This window comes from Cerasicoccus maritimus (genome assembly GCA_031296935.1).
Taxonomy (GTDB): domain Bacteria; phylum Verrucomicrobiota; class Verrucomicrobiia; order Opitutales; family Cerasicoccaceae; genus Cerasicoccus; species Cerasicoccus maritimus.
Window position 1 is genome coordinate 221,448 of record JAVDPD010000002.1, and the last position, 15,505, is coordinate 236,952.

Consider the following 15,505-nt stretch of genomic DNA (forward strand, 5'->3'; position numbering starts at 1 on the left):
AGAGCGGCCCTTCTTCCTTTAAACTTTTTCCTTTAATCTCCGCGCGTAGCGCGGCCCCAGCTTAATCGAAATTCTGCGGCGGGTTCACCAGGCCGAAGGCGATGGCTTGGCGGGTGAGGCCGGCGACGTCGTGCACGTCGAGCTTCTTCATGAGGTTGGCGCGGTGGGTGTCCGCAGTCTTCACGGAGATGTCCAGCTTTTGGGCGATTTCCTTGCTCGTGCAGCTTTCGGCGATGAGTTGAAGGATCTGACGCTCACGCGGGGTAAGCTCGTCGAGCGAATCGCTCTGGTTCGGGTTGACCATGATTTCGCGCATGATGTCGACAATGCGCAGACCGAAGTGGGTCTGGCCGGCGACGATCTTTTCCACGGCGATTTCGAGGTCGGAAAGGTTGGCGTCTTTTTCGACGAAGCCATCGATGCCGGCTTCGAGGAGTTTTTTAACGGTGCTCTTGCTGGGGAAAGCAGAGAACACGAGGACCCGCGGCTTGTGTTCGCCCTTGCGGATTTGGCGCAGAAGCTCGATGCCATTCAGGTTGGGCAACATGATGTCGAGGATGAGGATATCGGGCATGACTTTCGTGATTTCCTCCACCGCCATTTGGCCGTCGCCAGTCGAACCTGCCACTTCAATGTCCGGGTAGGTTTCCAGCAGTCGGATAATCAGATCTCGCAGGATAGTTTGGTCCTCAACGACATAAACGCGCTTCATGCCGCCAGTAGAAAGTCACCTACCGGTTTTTGCAAATGAAATTACTCGGTATTCGAGGGCGTTTCTGAACACATTTGCACGCGGCGATACGTGAACGACCCGAGGAAGGCCATTAATCCAAGAAAAATAAAGGGGATCGCTTGCAGTAGCTGGGCAAACACCGCGTCGCTCGTTACCGCAATTTTACCATTTGTTAATTCAGTTTCGGCGCTTTCTGGGGCCAATCCAGAGGTCAGCCCGAAGAAGATCAACCCTGCCAGCCCGTAGGCAATGTTGTTGGCCAGACTGCGAAAGCTCAGGACCGTGGCGCGGCGGTGGGAGTCTGTGACGGCGGCGTTGAGGTAATGGCTCATGAAGAAATTCAGCATGAACATGGAGACGCCAATGCCCATCGCCGGAATCACGCCCCAGTAGGGAATCAGCAGCGCCTGCCCGCCCTGACTGAGCAGGATGAGCCCCGCCAGCAGGCAGAAGTTTACCCGCGCGCTCTTTTGCTCCACCAGCTTGCGCGCAAGCATCGGAATGAACAAGCCCAGTAGCCCGCCAATGGCGCCCATGACGCCGAGCGCCGCCTCGGGCAGCCCGATCATCCGGTAATACTCGCTGTTGATCGTGAGGCCGATGCGGACCAGGCTATCGAAGCAGACGCTGGCCACGATCAGCACCAGCACGATTTGCGTCGTTAAAATCCACTTGCCAGTCTGGCCCACCAGCGCAAAGGCGGCGCGGGCATTGGTGGGGGCTTCATCCTCGTGGGTGTCGACAGGCGGCTCAGTCAACCGCCAGGCGGCAAAGAGTGTCACGAGCGAAGTCGCGAGTGTCAGGTAAAGTGGGAAGCGGAGCGTGATGGGCTTGGTCAGCCCGGCGTCGATGCCGATCAGTTGGAGCCCGGCGTTGACGAATTCGTGGTCGTAAACCGCGGCGCCCAGCAGCATGCAGCCGAGGAAGCCGAGCGATTGCAGGCGCATCAGCAAGTCCAGCGCGTTGGGCCATTCTTTCTCGCGACCCAGCGCCTTGAGTGAATCGTAGGCCAGCGCCTCGTCGGCCCCGCTGGCAAAGGCCTCGGCCGCGCCGCTGATCAGCCGGTTGACGCCAAAGGCGAGCAGCAGCAGCCAGGGTTCGCCCATTGGCACAAAGGCGATGATGGCCAGCTCGACCACCATGCACACCCCCGCCAGACGCACCAGATTGCGGCGGCCAAAGGTGTCGGCAAACGCGCCAGACGGCACTTCGAGCAACACGATTGATGCCGCCCAGATCGCATTGAGCAGGAAAAAGTCTTTCAGCGTCAGCCCGATATCCAGAAACAGCACCGTGAACACCGGGTAGTAAAAGCGCGCATTGAAGAACACCCGGAACACAATGAACCAGCGAATGTTCGGGATTTTCAACACACTCTCAGCAGCAGCCATCCACTGGAGCATGCTCAAGCCGACTCAAAAAGCAATCTGCGACCTTTGCTCAGCCACCGCTGCGGCTCGCTGTCTAAAGTTTGCTTTAGATGCCATGAAATGCCAAAAAGTTGGCCCGAAAATGGCATAAAAATACTGGTTTTAAGTGCTGGGTTAGCTAATTTCGTTTTGCAAGATTCTTTTTATCAAGCACTTATGGGATTTTATCATTTTGTTTGAGGTTGCCAGGCTGATTTCGCTTAAAAAATCGATTAATCACCAACTGCGGTCGTCGGGGTCGAGGCTGGGCACCGCGCCGAGCAAACGCTGGGTGTAGGGGTGCTGCGGGTTGGCGAACAGCTCCTCGCTTTCGGCGAACTCCACGAGCTTGCCGCCCTGCATCACGGCCACGCGGTCGCAGATGTGGCGGACCACCGAGAGGTCGTGCGCGACGAACAAATACGTGAGCCCAAACTCGATCTGCAAGTCGGCCAGGAGGTTGATCACCTGCGCTTGCACGGACACGTCGAGCGCGGAGACAGACTCGTCGGCCACGATCAATGACGGGCGCATGATCAGCGCGCGGGCAATGCCGATGCGTTGACGCTGACCGCCGGAAAACGCATGCGGATAACGCTGGCGATGCTCAGGCTTGAGGCCGACTTTTTTCAGGATTTCCACGACCATGTCTTCCATCGTCGAACCGCTGGCCATCTTGTGGATGACGAGTGGTTCGGCCACGATGTCGCCCACCGTCATGCGCGGGTTGAGCGAGGAAAAGGGGTCCTGGAAAATCATCTGCATTTCCTTGCGCAGTGGCTTGAGCTCCTTGCGGGTGAGCTGGGTCAAGTCGATGTCGCGCTCTTGCAGGTCGCTGCGGAAAATCGCTTCGCCGGAGGTCGGCGTGAGGGCGCGCAGGATGGTGCGCGCGCAGGTGGTCTTGCCCGAGCCGGACTCGCCGACGAGGCCAAGGGTTTCGCCGCGCAGCAGGTCGAAGGATACATCGTCCACGGCCTTGAGCACGCCCTTTTGTTTGCGAATCAGGCCCTTGGAATAGATCGGAAAATGCTTGCAGAGATTGCGCACTTGCAGGAGCACTTTCTCTTCTTTGATCGACTGGGTAACGTCCACGCCGTCGTCAACGACGAGCGTCGGCTTGCCGTTGCCGTGGATCTCATCGAGGCGCACGCAAGCGGCCTGGCGACCTTCTTTCCACTTGAGCAAATCCGGCGCGCCGCCGACATCGCACTTGCCGGGCACGGCAAACGGACAACGCGGGTGGAACGGGCAGCCCTTCGGAATCTGCGTCAGCGAAGGCACGCTGCCTTTGATCGTGGGCAGGCGTCCGCCGAGGGTTTCGTTGCGCGGAATCGAGTGAAGCAGCGAGAGGGTGTAGGGGTGCGCGGGGTTCTTTAAGATGTCGCGCACGGAGCCGGTTTCGACCACACGGCCGGTATACATGACGGCGACTTCGTCGGCCATCTGGGCGACCACGCCCAAGTCGTGCGTGATGAAAACGACCGAGCAATTACGCTTCTCCTGGAGCTCGCGCATGAGCTTGAGAATCTGTGCCTGGAGGGTCACGTCGAGCGCTGTGGTGGGCTCGTCGGCAATGAGGATTTCCGGGTCGCACACGAGCGCCATCGCGATGACGATGCGCTGGCGCATACCGCCGGACATCTCGTGCGGATACTGGTCGATGCGCTCTTCGGGCTGCGGAATGCCGACGCTGGTCAGCATGTCGATGGCCTTCTGGCGCGCCTCTTCCTTGGTCACGTCCTGGTGCAGGAGGATGGCTTCGCAGATCTGGTTGCCGACGGTGTGAACCGGGCTCAGCGCGGTCATCGGCTCTTGGAAAATCATGCTGATGTTGCCGCCGCGAATCTGGTAAAGCGTGTCGGACTTCTCGCTCAGCGCAGCGATGTCGACCGTCTCCCCGCGCCGCTGGGAGTGGAAGAGAATCTTGCCGCCCATGATCTTACCGGGCGAGCGGATGAGGCGCAGAATCGAATACGAGGTAACGCTCTTGCCGCAGCCGGACTCGCCGACGATAGCCAGGACTTTACCGCGCTTGAGCTGGAGGCTCACGCCGTCCACGGCGGGTATCTGGCCCTCCTCGGTGAAGAAGTGGGTCTTGAGGTTTTCGATGCTCAGGACGACGTCGTCCTCGGCGCTCGATTGGGAAGTGGGGGAAGGTGCGGTTGCCGTGGACATGGTTTAGCGGGCGTAGGGGTCTGCGGCGTCGCGCATGCCGTCGCCAAAGAAGTTAAAGCAAAGAACGGTAATGATGATGAAGATCACCGGCATGAGCAGCCACGGGTAGTTGGCCACGATGTCGATGTTGAGGCACTCTTGCAGGAGCACGCCCCAACTGACCACCGGTGGGCGCAGGCCCAGACCGAGGAAGGAGAGCGCGGTTTCGCCAAGGATCATCCCCGGCACACTGAGCGACAAACTCACGATGATGTGGCTCGTAAAGCCGGGCAGCAAGTGGCGGAAAAGAATGCGGCCGTGGCTGGCGCCCAGCAGGCTCGCGGCGACGGCGTAGTCTTCTTCGCGGAGGGACAGAATCTTACCGCGGACGAGGCGCGCCAGGCCGGTCCAGCCGAAGATCGAGAGCACAATGGTAATCGCGAAATAGACTTTAACGGGCGGCCAGTCGCCGGGCATCACCGCAGCCAACGCGAGCCAGAGCGGCAGTTGCGGGAAGGCGTTGATGATCTCCATGCTGCGCTGGATAATCATGTCCACCGAGCCGCCCATGTAGCCGGAGATGCCGCCGATACACGCGCCCAAAATGAACGTGGTGATGATGGACACGATGCCGATCGAGAGGCTGATGCGCGAGCCATAGACGAGGCGCGAAAACATGTCGCGGCCAAATTTATCGGCGCCCAGAAAGTAGAACGGCGCGTCCTGCCCGGGCTTGGCCCCGAAGAGATGGCGGTTCATGGGGATCAGGCCAAAGAGGTGGGTTTCCTGGCCTTTGACAAAGAAGCCAAGCTTGGTGATCTCGTCGGTTTTAACGTAGTATTGCTTGAGCGAAATCGGGTCCTTTTCGCTGACAATGTTGTCCACGTAGATGCCGTGCTCAAAGCTGAACTTGGGCATCTGCGGCGGGCAGTAGAGGTAGTCTTTGTTGCCAAAGTCGGCCTTGTAGGGGGCGACGAATTCGGCAAAGACAGCCATCGCATATAGCACCATGAGGAGGAACATGGAGAAGACGGCCGGCTTGTGCTTGAGGAAGCGCAGGCGAATGAGCTGCCATTGCGAAAGGTTGTCCATGATGGCGGCGGGCTTTTCCTCGGGCTCGGGGGCGCGCTCGGCGTTGGGGGATTGGTTGGATGGGGGATTGGAAGTCATGTCTGCTTTCTCCGCTTGTGCGTTCATTTGGAGCCTCCATCCATGCGGATACGTGGATCGACCAGCAGTAGCATGATATCGCTGACGAGGGTGCCGGCGATGCCCAGCAGGCTGAACACCATCAGTAGTGAACCGGCGAGGTAGAAGTCTTCAGTCAACAGGCCGTCGAGCAGGAGCGGGCCGATCATCGGCAGGGCAAGAATGATGGCCGTAATCGAGCCGCCCGAAAGCAGGGACGGGAACAAGTGGCCAATGCCCGAGATGAAGGGGTTGATCGCCAGGCGCACCGGATACTTGATGAGCAGTTTGAAGGGGCGGACGCCCTTGGCCATCGCAGTGGTCACGTAGGGCTTGCGGAGTTCGTCAAGGAGGTTGGCGCGCATCACGCGGATCATGCTCGCAGTTCCTGCGGTGCCGATCACGACGATGGGCACTATCAGGTGCAGGCCGAGGTCTTGGATCTTGCCCCAGGACCAATTCGGGTCCGTCGCATACTCGGGCGAGAAGAGCCCCGTTACGTTGAGGCCGAAGTAGGTGTTGGCCCAATACATCATCAAAATCGCGAGCAGGAAGTTGGGCACACACATACCGATGAAGCCGATAAAGGTCAGCAGGTAGTCGCCGATGGAATACTGCTTCACCGCAGTGTAAATGCCAATGGGCACCGCGACCGCCCAGGTGAACAACACCGTGAGCAGGGAGATGGCCATTGTGAGCAAAGCGCGCTCTTCGACGGTGTCGTTGACGGAGCGCATCGTCTGCATGGAGATGCCGAGCTCGCCTTGGAGCAGACCCTTGTCGCCAGCGTCGAGTGAGGTGAACCACTTCAGGCCAGACCACTTGAGGTATTGTTTCCAAGTCGGGTCATCGAGGTTGAAGACTTCGGTCAGGCGCTCGACTTGCTCGGTGGCGTTGGCGTCGCCGTTCATTTGCAGTTGGATGATCTTCGTTTCCACGAAGTTGCCGGGGGGGAGTTGGATGACCGTAAAGACGATCACCGAAACGATGGCCAGCGTAGGAACCATAATGATCAAGCGTCGCGCGACATAAGGATGCTTGGTGGCCATCATGATGAGGAAACCGAGCAAGCAGATGGTCCAAAGCCAGGGGACGAGTTTGCTGAGCTTCTCGGTGACGCTGCTGTTTGGTTCGCGGCCAGTTTGACCGTCGAGAGTGAATTTACTGGCCAGTGGCGCTGCCATGACGGCGGCTATTTGCTTGGTGATGGCCGGGTTTTCTTTCTGGTTTTCGAAGAAGTAGGTCTCGATGCCGGTGTTGGCTGGGCTGTTGTAGGGGGCGCCGTAGAGCGCCTTCTCAGGCACGTTGCGGAGGTCTTTGTCGACGACCATCAGGAACGGGGGAGGGGTGGCGATGCTGATTGTCCACACTTCCTCGGCGGCGAGATCGGCAATGTGGGAAAAAAGCTCAACGCGCTCTTCCTGAGTGTGGGCGTGGAGCATCTCAGCCCAGTATTCCTGTGCCAGGCGGATGGGGCTGCCAACGGGTGGCTCCTGCGCAAAGCCAGAGGTGATCTCCTTGCCGAGCATGCCGCCCTTGTCATACCAGGTTCCATAGGCAGGCGCATGGAGAGACCATCCCCAGTTGGCGACGAAGTTGCGGATTTCCAGTAGGGGGATGAATTCGCTTTCGGAGGCCCAGATAGTCATGTCCTGCTTGAGGGCCATGCGCTCCTGGCCCCAGAGGCCGCGGTTGCGCTCGCGCTGAATCGCGCGAATGCCGATGTCGCGCCAGTCGTCGACGACGAACTGCGCGGGGCCTTCGCCGGTGTAGCTGGTGAAGTCCATGTAGAAAGTCAGGGGCGTGCCGTCAGGTGCCGTACGCATGCCGTCGTCGCCGCGGTTGGTGAGGCCCAGTTCATCAAGGAGTTGGTTGGCGCGCTCGGGGTTGTATTCGATGTATGACTGGCTGAGCTTTTCGCTGTGGTAGGGGGACTCTTTGCCGGGCTCAAGCTGGGAGGGCTCGCCGATGCCGTGGTAAACGGAGTCAATGATCGTTTGTCGGTCGATGGCGAGGGACAGGGCTTGGCGGAAACGTTTGTCGGCCAGAAGTTTGGCTTTGGTCGCAGAGGCGGGATCATTGTCGAAGGCAGCGCGGTTGATGTTTGGGAAAATGGTCCACACCGAACGAGAAGGGTTGAGCCAGTGGTAGAGCTCGTAGCCGCCATTTTCCGTACCTTCCATCAGCAAGGTGTAGTTGTCGAATGAGAGGTTGCGCCCCTGCATGGTGGCGGAGCCGGCTGAAGCGGCGACGGGGATGAGCTGTGGGTGCTTGACCTCGAACATGACCTGGTCGATGTAGGGCAGTTGGTTGCCCTCGGTGTCGACCACGTAATAGTATGGGTTACGGACGAAGTAGAGCGGAGGAGTGCCTTGCTCGCTACGCGCGATCCAGGGGTTGAGAGTGGGCAGCTCGGGATTTGTGACTTTTCGCACGATGTCCCACACGGCGCGATCGCTGGCGAGGCCCATTTTTTTGCGGACTTCTTCGATCTTCTCCGGATTGCCGATTTTGGGGTGGAATTGGCGGAGGTAGTGCTCCGGCTCCATGAACTTGTAGAAGATGTTGCTGGCCAGGATATCCAGAAATGCGCCGTAGGGTTCAGCAAAAGTGATCTTGAAAGCATAGTCGTCGATGGCTTCGACTTTCGGGGGAACGCCGCCCGGGGAAATCCAGCCGGGAACGATGCCATCGTCTAGGCCTAGCTCGACATCGTTCCAGAAAAACATGACGTCCTTGGTCGTCACTGGGTGGCCGTCTGACCAGCGAATGCCTTTGCGCAGATTCAAGGTCCATTCGGTTTGTTCCTCGTTGGTGGTCCAGCTTTTGGCAATGTGGGGCACGATGGGGTAGCCCATGGGGGACCAGCGGACGAGGTTTGCGCCCGAGAGGCGCCAGCTCATGATGTCCCAGTCGGAGTTGGTGCCGAGGCGCATCCAGGTGCCGCCATACTGGCCGACGCCATCTGGACCAGTTAGAACAATTGGCTCTGGGCCAACGCGCTCGGCAACTGGGGGGAGGTCTCCGTTTTCGACTGCAGGATCGAGTACCTTGCTCTGGCCTTTCGGCCACCAACTGGCTCTTTCGCCCTCGGCGTAATCGACTTCCACTTGATTGCGTGGTGGGTTATCGGGATCGATGTCGAAAGACTCCGTGCGCAGCGCAATCATCTTGGCCTCCAATTCGGGGGCGATGGCGATCTTTTCCGCATGAATAGTGGGTGAAAGAGCCCAATTCAGGAAGGTTAGCAGTAATGCAAAGAGCACTGCGACTCCGGCGAAAAGACCGAAGACCTTGGCTGCGGCTGCTAGCTTAGAACCAGGGCTGGAGGAGTACATGGCAAGAGGGGGTACGGCTGGTTGGTGATTCTTTGAAGAAGCGACGGGGTGTAGAGCGCTATGATGAGGAAAAGTCGATATTTAGGACTTCCAGTCTGTTAGGGGGATTGGATGGGGACTGTTAGGCTAAGTTTTTTATGCGTTAAGTTTTTGTCGTGCTTTAGATAACACGAGTAATCAAATGGCAAAAATGAAGACAACTCTATAGTTTGCAAGGTGATTTTTCACCCCGTAGATTAGAAATCGATCAGCAAAGATCGGATATGGGGATTACTTGCGCTGGCTAGATTCACGAATGACTAGTTTTGGGGGAACTGTGACGGTTTTTACGGGCTTGTTTTCGAGTTTATTGTGGACAGCTTGGACGGCGAGCTCAGCACATCGGGGCATTTCAGCCGTTGCGCTCGTTAGCGGGATAATGCTGAAATCCTCGGCTATCGGTGAGTTGTCAATGCCGGTGACCAGGGGCCATTCCTCGCGAGGCTTGTTATGTCGAACATACCAGTGGTAGACACCTGCGGCTTGACCGTCTGACTGTGCGGAAACGCCGTCGAAATCGATGCCAGCACGTATGAGGTGCTCCATGCCGGCATAGCCGCTCTGCAAGGTGTAGCCTTGGGTAGGGATGGTTAACTGATCGATAGGCTTGATGCCGGCTTCTTCGTGAGCGCGGATGTAGCCGCGGTAGCGGAGCGCCATGCTGAAAAAATGGGCGATGCGCTTGCAGCCTGTATCCAGCAGGTGTTTCGTGGTCAGGTAGGCCTGCATTTCTGAGTCCACCTGGTAGTTCGTGCAGCCATAGCGCTCAATATCACCGTGGCAGGAGAAGACAACCGGTAGACCGCGTTTTTCAATTTCGCGGACGTTCTCAATCAGTTCGCCGTGCGTCATCCCAGCCAGGATTAGCCCGTCCACTTTGCTGAGAAGTTGTTCATTGCAGGCAGCGAGGAACTCTTCCTTCTTCTCGAAGAATTGCATCCACATGTTGTAGCCATTGGCAGCAAGGTGCTTGGCCGCCGCTTGAGTGAAATCCTGCGAAAGCTCGCTGCCGCGCACGCCCACACCGTGTAGGAATACGCCGATGGCCCCCTTACGTCCGCGCTTGAGCGCAACGGCAAGCGGATTTGGAGTATAGTTAAGCTCTTTGGCGCGATCCAGAATCCTCTGGCGAGTCTTCTCGCTGACACGGGTAGTGCCCATACGGTTGCTTAACACGCGGGAAACCAGCGCGTGTGAGACGCCAACATCCTTTGCTATTTCTTTTAGAGAGGCCATTCCTTAAGCCTCATTAGAAATGCAGGTGGCTAAGGTGTCAAAGCAAATGATTAACTATTAATCAAGGGGGCTAAAACCAACTGCCGGATGAGCTGGGTGCCGCGCCTCGGGAAAAGGCTGCGCTAACGCCTTTTTCTTCAATGACAATCGACATCTTGTTATGGCCAGTAAAGGAGACATGGCAGTTGATCAGGTCCTGAGTTTCTGGCTTCAGGCTGAGCTTTTGTCGTTTAGCGCTATAATGACCATGATACTCTGACGGGCCGCCGATGTTCATGTTGACAGTCGCTTTGAAATCACCACTCGGGTGAAACTCGACCACGACATCATCGACGGCCAGTCCGATGGCGTCACCATTGAGTGCGGTGCTGTGCCACTGTCCCACAATGATGGTCTTCGTCGTAAAGACTGGTGGGTGTTTGCGGTGGGCGGGGGGAACCGCTACCGCACTGAAGCTGAGGAAGAGAGTAATAGCAAATAGAAGCAGGCGCATGTCGCAACTATGGAGAACGTTTTGAGTGAGGGCAATGCCTTACTTCTCGCCGCGCGCGACCACGGTGTTGACCAGTGTCTCGACACATTCCACGTGCGCGCTGGGCAGGATGCCGTGGCCCAGGTTGACGATGTGGCCGTGGGCATTGTTCATCCCGTCGAGCAGCTCGTTGGCCGCCTTTTGGACGATCTCGGGCGTGGTGCTGAGCAAGGTCGGGTCGAGGTTGCCCTGGAGCGCGATGTGGGCCGGGGTGCGTTCGCGCATTTCGGGCAGATTCACGGTCCAGTCCATGCCGAGCACCTTGGCGCCGCTGGCCGAAAGCGTGTCCACGTGGTGGGCCATGCCTTTGGCAAAAAGGATGATCGGCGCGCCCTCGGGCAGCTCGTTGATGACCTGGCGGATCCAGCGCAGCGACATGTCATGGTAGTCCGTGCCAGCGCAGGCGCTGGCCCAACTGTCGAACAGCTGCACACAGTCGGCACCCGCCGCGAGCTGCATTTTGAGCAAGGCGGCGCAGGCGCTGGCCAGCTTGGTCATGAGCTGGTCGAACGTTTTGCGGTCTTGATAAAAGAGCGACTTGATCTTCGTAAAGTCCTTCGAGCTGCCGCCCTCGACCATGTAACACGCGAGCGTCCAGGGGGAGCCGGCGAAGCCAAGCACGGCCTTCTGGGCACCGATCTCGGCGTCGACGAGTTTCAGGGCGTCGGCAATGTAGGTTAGCTTTTCATCGACGGCGGTGGCGTCGGCGAGCTTGGCGATGTCGGCCGGGGTTTCGAGGGCGAAGTCCATGCCGATGCCGCCTTGGTCGCGGAAATGGTAGGGCTGGCCCAGCGCTTCCGGCACGATGAGGATGTCCGAAAAAACGATGGCCGCATCGAGCGCAAACCGGCGCAGCGGCTGAAGCGTTACCTCGGTGGCCAGGTCGGGCGTCTTGACCATTGTCACGAAGTCGTACTGCTCCTTGAGCTTGCGGTACTCGGGCAGGTAACGGCCAGCCTGGCGCATGATCCAGATGGGCGGTCGGTCAACCGGCTGACAATTGGCGGCGGCGAGGAATCGTTCTTTGGAAGTCATTGGGAAAAGTGTGGTCGAAACTACGAATGGCGCGAATAAGCGCGAATGTTTTTACAATGGAGGGATTTTTTAGCCGCGGATGAACGCGGATGAACGCGGATGTAACGCGGATAATTTTAGCAGGACGATCGCTAAGCCCGTAAACCGAGCGATCTAGATGTTTAAATTGAAATCTCATAATAGTCAGTGATCTTCCAGTTTTCTAAACTACGCTTCGCTGGCATCCGTGTTCTATCCGTGTTCATCCGCGGCTAAAAAACTGACGCCTCGCTGGCCGCGTCCTCCTCGTTAATCCCGTTCGATCTCCAACGGTTCGCCGTCGGCATCGACCCAGTCGCGCGGCTTGATGAAGTCGGCCAGCGCGGCTTCGCGGCTGCCTTCCTCCGGGTGGTAATCATACTCCCAGCGAACCAGCGGTGGCAGCGACATCAAGATCGATTCCGTGCGCCCGCCGCTTTGCAGGCCAAACAAAGTGCCTCGGTCGTAGAGCAGGTTAAACTCCACGTAGCGTCCGCGGCGGTAGAGCTGCCACTGGCGTTCTTTGAGTCCGAAGTTGGTCTCCTTGCGCCGTTCGACGATCGGCACATACGCCGCCGGGTAGGCCTCGGCGACAGCCTTCATGAAGCCAAACGAATGCGCGAAGCTGTGCTCGTTGAAGTCGTCAAAGAACAGACCGCCGACGCCGCGCGCCTCGTCGCGGTGCTTCAGGTAGAAATATTCGTCGCACCAGTTTTTAAAGCGTGGGTAGAGTTCGACGCCGAAGGGCTGGCAGGCCCGGCGCGCGGTTTGATGCCACTGCTGGGCGTCTTCCACAAAGCCGTAGTAGGGGGTCAGGTCGAAGCCACCGCCAAACCACCACACCGCGGGCTCGCCTTCCTTCTCTGCAATGAAAAAGCGGACGTTCGCATGACTCGTCGGTGCGTAGGGATTGCGCGGGTGGATGACCACGCTCACGCCCATCGCGCGAAAGCTTCGGCCCGCAAGCTGGGGGCGGTGCGCCGTGGCCGAGGGCGGAAGAGACTTGCCGCGCACGTCGGAGAAATTCACGCCAGCCTTCTCAAAAATGTCGCCATCGGCGAGCACGCGCGACTCGCCGCCGCCGCCTTCCGCGCGCTCCCACGCATCCGCCTTAAACGGCTGGTGCGGCGCGAAGCCTTCGAGGACAGTGCAGAGTGAGTTTTGGTAGTCGCGGAGAAACGCGCAAACGGCGTCTGGGTCGGGTTGCATGGAAGGAATGGTTAAAGGAAAAAGATTAAAGGAAAAAGGAAAAACCAGGCAACGTGCCGTTGCATCCTGAGATTGGGCAACGTGCCGTTGCATCCGGAGATTTGCCCACTGGGCAAATGGCGTGAGGCAGGGGTAGGGTGTGTTGTTGTTGGTGGTGAGGATGGGAATTGTATTAAGGTAGCGCGGATCGTCTCGATCCGCAGTTTCATCCGCTCGCGCAAGGTAGGGCGCAGTCTCTAGACAAGCCGCCGCGGCAGAGTGGCCTTTTTTTGAGCAAACTGACTCGTTTGCTTGATTGTGATGCGCCGCATCAATAATCAAGCAGCATGGCCATCGTCGCCCGCAACGACCGCTCCACGAAGGGGCGTGATTTTCTGGACCCTCAGAATATTGGGGAGGTGGCGTTTGCGCATGTTTGTTTGGCAGTGATTTCGGGAGCGGTTTTTGCGATTGCGGCGATTTGTGTGTGGTTTTTCAGCGAAGGGTTCAATGCGTCGGTGATTGCCGTCACTGGTTGGTTGATCACCCAATACTGGATCTACCTACACCTGAAAAAGCGCGTGGACTCGTGGGGCGAGGAGCGCCCGGGTTGTCGGCAGGTAATCTATTTTGAGCTGTGCAGTTTGGTGGTCGTGCTCGCGCTCACGATCTTAGCTTGGCATGACCCCTACGGCATGGATTTCGTTCATCAGCTGAAGGTTATATTCACTTTGATTGTGCTCGTGCTCTTAGTCGCGCAAGTCCTCACGCACTTGGCGTATCGCTATCCCTTTCGCCGCAAGGACGTGCTGCGCTGGTTGGTCATTACCCTCACGGCTGGCCTGAATATTTTGCTGGTCGGCATGGCGTAGAAAGCGTGCTGTCGATTGTGTGAGCTCATGCTTCGCCACTCCAGTGTGGCGGCTTGTCTAGAGACTGCGCCCTACCTTTGCCACTCCGCTGGGGCGCGGCGCTGGGACGCGCCTGCGCTACCTTAGCTAGGTTCAATAGAACGCTTTGGCGACCCCGAAACGTTACGGCCTGATGGCCTTTACCGCAATGCGGTAAACTTCCGATCCAACGGGACGTTGGGGTTTGCGCTTGCGGAGATTAGGAGCTGGAATTTGGGTGGAGCATGCACCTTTACTTTATGGGAATTTGCGGAACGGCGATGGGAAACGTCGCCTTGATGATGCGGGAGCTGGGCCACGAAGTCAGTGGCAGCGACACCGGCATCTATCCGCCAATGAGTGACCTGCTCCGCGACGCCGACGTGGAAATCCTGGATGGGTGGGACCCCGAGCGTCTCGCCGCGTTGAAGCCGGACCGCGTCGTGGTCGGCAACGCGATTTCGCGCGGCAACCCCGAGATCGAATGGCTGCTGGCTACGCGCGCGTTGCCGATTGTTTCGCTGCCTGCGTTGCTTTCGGAGACGACCTTGTCTACGCGTCAGCCCATTGTCATCACCGGCACGCATGGCAAGACGACCACTTCGGCGCTGACGGCGTTTTTGCTGCGTGAACACCGCGGCGATCCTGGTTGGCTGGTGGGCGGTGTGCCGCGGGATCTGCCCAATGGCGCGCATGCCGGCGAGGCGGGCCGCCCGTTTGTGATCGAGGGCGACGAATACGACTCGGCCTTCTTCGACAAGCGCAGCAAGTTCGTGCATTACCAGCCGCGTATTCTGGCGATCAATAACCTGGAATTTGACCACGGTGACATCTTCCGCGACCTGGCGGATATCCAGCGCAGCTTTAGCCACGTGATCCGCCTGGTGCCGCGCAACGGCTTCATCCTGTATAACGGCGACGAGGAAAACCTGCGCCCGCTGCTGCCGGTGGACTGGTGTTCGTGCTACTCGGTGGGCGTCGGCAAGGACTGCGATTTGCGCATCGAGAACTTTAAGGAAAACGCCCAGGGCGCGTCGTTTACTTTGCGATGGAGAGGAACTTTGTGGGACAAAGTAAGCTGGCCTCTGCATGGGCTTTACAATGCGCGCAACGCCGCGGTGGCGCTCCTCGCGGCTGGCCTTGCGCTGAAGCCGGATGATCCTTTCTGTCCGCTTGATGTGACAGCGCTTGCGAAATACCAGGGTGTGAAACGCCGGCAGGAATGCTTGCTGGATGTTACAAACCTGACGATCCTTGAGGATTTTGGGCATCATCCGACGGCAGTAGCTCAAGTTTTAGAGTCCTTGAGGAATCGTTATCCTGGCCACCGAATTACGGCTTGTTTTGAGCCCCGCAGCAATACCGGCGCGACGAATATTTTCCAAGAGCGTTTCACCGATGCGTTGGCTTTGGCGGACGCGGTTTACTTGGGGCCGGTGTTCCGGGGAGATCGCTATACTGACGATAAGCGATTGAATACCAAGGTGATGGCTGACGTGCTGAAGGAGCGCGGCGTGTGCGCTGGGGCGTTTGGCGACTTTGATTCCTTGCTCACTGAATTGTGCGAAGCGACGCGCCAAAAACAGGAGCGCCCGCGGTGCGTTGTCTTCTTTTCGAACGGAGGTTTTGGCGGGATTCACCACCGCTTTGCCACGGAGATGACAACATTTAACACTGCTGTAACATAAACGCCGTATTTGCCCTTGTCGTGTTACGATTGTGACGATTGCGTGCAGCTTTGTTAC

The 15,505-nt window shown here is 58.2% G+C and carries 11 protein-coding genes; 2 read left to right on the top strand and 9 right to left on the bottom strand.

Going from position 1 to position 15,505, the window contains the following annotated elements:
• Window positions 1–61 precede the first annotated feature (61 nt).
• From RBB62_RS01430 to hemF, 9 genes are all read right to left on the bottom strand, one after another.
• Window positions 62–712 carry a response regulator gene (locus RBB62_RS01430; protein ID WP_309396285.1) on the bottom strand — a complete coding sequence of 217 codons (651 nt, stop codon included), beginning with the start codon at window positions 710–712 and terminating at the stop codon, window positions 62–64.
• Between the two features lie 41 nt (window positions 713–753).
• Complete coding sequence (locus tag RBB62_RS01435) at window positions 754–2,124, bottom strand: MFS transporter (RefSeq protein ID WP_309396287.1); 1,371 nt, start codon at window positions 2,122–2,124, stop codon at window positions 754–756.
• Window positions 2,125–2,379: 255 nt separating this feature from the next.
• Window positions 2,380–4,317 (bottom strand): ABC transporter ATP-binding protein, encoded by a 1,938-nt coding sequence (locus tag RBB62_RS01440; RefSeq protein WP_309396289.1) that lies wholly within the window; start codon window positions 4,315–4,317, stop codon window positions 2,380–2,382.
• Between the two features lie 3 nt (window positions 4,318–4,320).
• Window positions 4,321–5,388, bottom strand: a complete 1,068-nt coding sequence (locus tag RBB62_RS01445; protein WP_343219062.1) for an ABC transporter permease — start codon at window positions 5,386–5,388, stop codon at window positions 4,321–4,323.
• A gap of 101 nt (window positions 5,389–5,489) precedes the next feature.
• A complete protein-coding gene (locus tag RBB62_RS01450) occupies window positions 5,490–8,822 on the bottom strand; it encodes an ABC transporter substrate-binding protein (protein WP_309396293.1) in 3,333 nt (1,110 codons plus the stop codon).
• A 270-nt stretch (window positions 8,823–9,092) separates the two neighbouring features.
• Complete coding sequence (locus RBB62_RS01455; RefSeq protein ID WP_309396296.1) at window positions 9,093–10,097, bottom strand: LacI family DNA-binding transcriptional regulator; 1,005 nt, start codon at window positions 10,095–10,097, stop codon at window positions 9,093–9,095.
• Window positions 10,098–10,167: 70 nt separating this feature from the next.
• Window positions 10,168–10,590, bottom strand: a complete 423-nt coding sequence (locus tag RBB62_RS01460; RefSeq protein ID WP_309396298.1) for a hypothetical protein — start codon at window positions 10,588–10,590, stop codon at window positions 10,168–10,170.
• Between the two features lie 39 nt (window positions 10,591–10,629).
• The gene (hemE, locus tag RBB62_RS01465; RefSeq protein WP_309396300.1) at window positions 10,630–11,664 is read right to left on the bottom strand and encodes a uroporphyrinogen decarboxylase; all 1,035 of its coding nucleotides are present in this window, start codon (window positions 11,662–11,664) and stop codon (window positions 10,630–10,632) included.
• A gap of 288 nt (window positions 11,665–11,952) precedes the next feature.
• Window positions 11,953–12,891: an oxygen-dependent coproporphyrinogen oxidase gene (gene hemF / locus RBB62_RS01470; protein WP_309396302.1), complete on the bottom strand. Its 939-nt coding sequence runs from the start codon at window positions 12,889–12,891 to the stop codon at window positions 11,953–11,955.
• 326 nt (window positions 12,892–13,217) lie between these two features.
• Between hemF and RBB62_RS01475 the strand changes: the two genes are divergently transcribed.
• Entirely contained in the window at window positions 13,218–13,742 is a 525-nt protein-coding gene (locus RBB62_RS01475) for a hypothetical protein (RefSeq protein WP_309396304.1), read from the top strand.
• A 278-nt stretch (window positions 13,743–14,020) separates the two neighbouring features.
• Window positions 14,021–15,448 carry a UDP-N-acetylmuramate--L-alanine ligase gene (locus RBB62_RS01480; RefSeq protein WP_309396306.1) on the top strand — a complete coding sequence of 476 codons (1,428 nt, stop codon included), beginning with the start codon at window positions 14,021–14,023 and terminating at the stop codon, window positions 15,446–15,448.
• Window positions 15,449–15,505 lie beyond the last annotated feature (57 nt).

Bases quoted from the DNA above. Each gene is read 5' to 3' on its own strand.
- RBB62_RS01430 (WP_309396285.1), bottom strand. From the start codon at position 712: ATGAAGCGCGTTTATGTCGTTGAGGACCAAACTATCCTGCGAGATCTG.
- RBB62_RS01435 (WP_309396287.1), bottom strand. From the start codon at position 2,124: ATGGCTGCTGCTGAGAGTGTGTTGAAAATCCCGAACATTCGCTGGTTC.
- RBB62_RS01440 (WP_309396289.1), bottom strand. From the start codon at position 4,317: ATGTCCACGGCAACCGCACCTTCCCCCACTTCCCAATCGAGCGCCGAG.
- RBB62_RS01445 (WP_343219062.1), bottom strand. From the start codon at position 5,388: ATGGACAACCTTTCGCAATGGCAGCTCATTCGCCTGCGCTTCCTCAAG.
- RBB62_RS01450 (WP_309396293.1), bottom strand. From the start codon at position 8,822: ATGTACTCCTCCAGCCCTGGTTCTAAGCTAGCAGCCGCAGCCAAGGTC.
- RBB62_RS01455 (WP_309396296.1), bottom strand. From the start codon at position 10,097: ATGGCCTCTCTAAAAGAAATAGCAAAGGATGTTGGCGTCTCACACGCG.
- RBB62_RS01460 (WP_309396298.1), bottom strand. From the start codon at position 10,590: ATGCGCCTGCTTCTATTTGCTATTACTCTCTTCCTCAGCTTCAGTGCG.
- hemE (WP_309396300.1), bottom strand. From the start codon at position 11,664: ATGACTTCCAAAGAACGATTCCTCGCCGCCGCCAATTGTCAGCCGGTT.
- hemF (WP_309396302.1), bottom strand. From the start codon at position 12,891: ATGCAACCCGACCCAGACGCCGTTTGCGCGTTTCTCCGCGACTACCAA.
- RBB62_RS01475 (WP_309396304.1), top strand. From the start codon at position 13,218: ATGGCCATCGTCGCCCGCAACGACCGCTCCACGAAGGGGCGTGATTTT.
- RBB62_RS01480 (WP_309396306.1), top strand. From the start codon at position 14,021: ATGGGAATTTGCGGAACGGCGATGGGAAACGTCGCCTTGATGATGCGG.